At 39.4% G+C, this 1,754-nt stretch carries 3 protein-coding genes; 2 read left to right on the plus strand and 1 reads right to left on the minus strand.

The features are described from left to right. Positions 1-212 precede the first annotated feature (212 nt). The gene (locus AC1DPQ_RS26790) at positions 213-494 is read right to left on the minus strand and encodes a hypothetical protein (RefSeq protein WP_477611437.1); all 282 of its coding nucleotides are present in this window, start codon (positions 492-494) and stop codon (positions 213-215) included. Between the two features lie 277 nt (positions 495-771). Between AC1DPQ_RS26790 and AC1DPQ_RS26795 the strand changes: the two genes are divergently transcribed. Both AC1DPQ_RS26795 and AC1DPQ_RS26800 read left to right on the plus strand, forming a co-directional pair. After that, positions 772-1,095, plus strand: a complete 324-nt coding sequence (locus AC1DPQ_RS26795) for a TfoX/Sxy family protein (protein ID WP_215127809.1) — start codon at positions 772-774, stop codon at positions 1,093-1,095. Positions 1,096-1,271: 176 nt separating this feature from the next. After that, positions 1,272-1,754, plus strand: a 483-nt coding sequence (locus tag AC1DPQ_RS26800) for a gamma-glutamyltransferase (protein WP_477611438.1), incomplete at its 3' end; no start/stop codon positions are given.

Genomic DNA, 1,754 nt, shown 5'->3' on the forward strand with positions numbered 1-1,754 from the left:
ACAGTAGATAAATAATTAAGGATAGCCCCCAATAATTAAATGCTTCAACTGTAGCCCTGTCAGTTGGGCTAGGCCTGCTAAGTACACCCTATTTTAAATATTTTTGCAAATAAATATGCTAAAATTCAATTAAAGGACTGTTTTATAACCCTAAAGGAAGATTGTATTGATTTAACTAGCGCTTAACAACGACTAAAAGTATAATAGAATATTTATTGGAATTCAGGCTGCTCTTCTCTTTGAGTAATTTCGGCCATTGCAATAACAATTTCGTTAATGGTTTTGATGCTGAAGACATGTTTGCCAGTTAACCACCTTTTAATTTCATCAGGATTAATATCCAGTATGGAAGCAAGATCGTTTTCTGTTGCACCTTTTTCTGCAAGTACTTTTGTGGTTTTATTGRCAACTTCAAGATTTAGCTGCGCTAGTTTCTCAATTGCTGGATTTCCGGTTTCTTCCAGCCAGATTGAAACAAAATCATTTTCTTCCATTTTATTCTTTTTTACCGTTTAGAACAATCATATATTTTGTGTCAATTGTTCATTTGGGCGACAAATTTAGCGATTATGCCCATTATTGCAAACCAGAATCAAAAGAAAAGGAATAACCAATGATTAGTGAATGGGCGTACTTAATATAATCGACGATTGTTCCTATCTTAGTGCTTGAAGCATGTAGAATTTAATAGTGAAAACAGTTAAAGGTTTTCTTTTCAATTATTCGTTTAGCTTTACTCATATCACACCTTTCAAATTAGATCAATTTACAATGGCGTCAGAACAGAAATTCGTAGACTTTATAATAGATCAGATGGATTATTCCGGACATGTTACTTATAAAAAAATGTTTGGCGAATACGGCTTGTATTTTGATGATAAGTTGTTTGCACTGGTGTGCGACAACAAGCTGTTTGTTAAGCCAACCTTATCTGGAAGGGCGTATATAAAAGATGTTGTGGAGGCACCTCCTTACCCGGGTACAAAAAATCAGTTTCTAATCGAAGAGCAGTTGGAAGATCGCGATTGGCTAAAAAAACTGGTTAGCATCACTGTTGCAGAACTGCCTGAACCCAAACCCAAGAAAAAGAAATGAGAACAGGACCTTACATTCTTCTAGGTGGATGAATTTACCAAAAGCTAACTGTGCGCACTAGGGTAAGTTGTTCTGGTGGTACTTAAATTTGTAACAAGCTTGTTTTATTACCCATAATTAGGGGGGCTGTGCAGGTGAAGGACTGCTGTGGCACATATTTTAGCTATATTGGAACTATGAAAAAATTAGCCCTGTTTCTGCTACTATCACTCTCTCTTCGCACTTTATTTGCTCAGCAAACGCAAAAGCCAATGCTTTATGGGAACAGCTGGATGGCCATCACAGGAAAGCCGATGGCAGCAACAGCAGGGTCGATGATCTTTCAGCAAGGTGGAAATGCAGTTGATGCAGCATGTGCCATGTTGGCTGCTACCTGCACCATGTGGGATACTTTAAGCTGGGGAGGAGAAACACAGGCACTAATTTACAACCCGAATACAAAAAAGGTGATCGCGATTAATGCAATGGGCGTTGCCCCAACTGGAGCAACCGTAGCCTTTTTTAAAGCTAAAGGTTATAGCTTTCCGCCAGAATACGGCCCTTTGGCTGCAACCACGCCAGGTACACCCGGCGGACTGATTTATATGCTGAGTAAATATGGTAGCATGAGTCTGGGACAGGTTCTGGCACCTGCCATGCACATGGCCGCGGGTTATGCC

This window comes from Pedobacter sp. 01T416_2 (genome assembly GCF_056398925.1).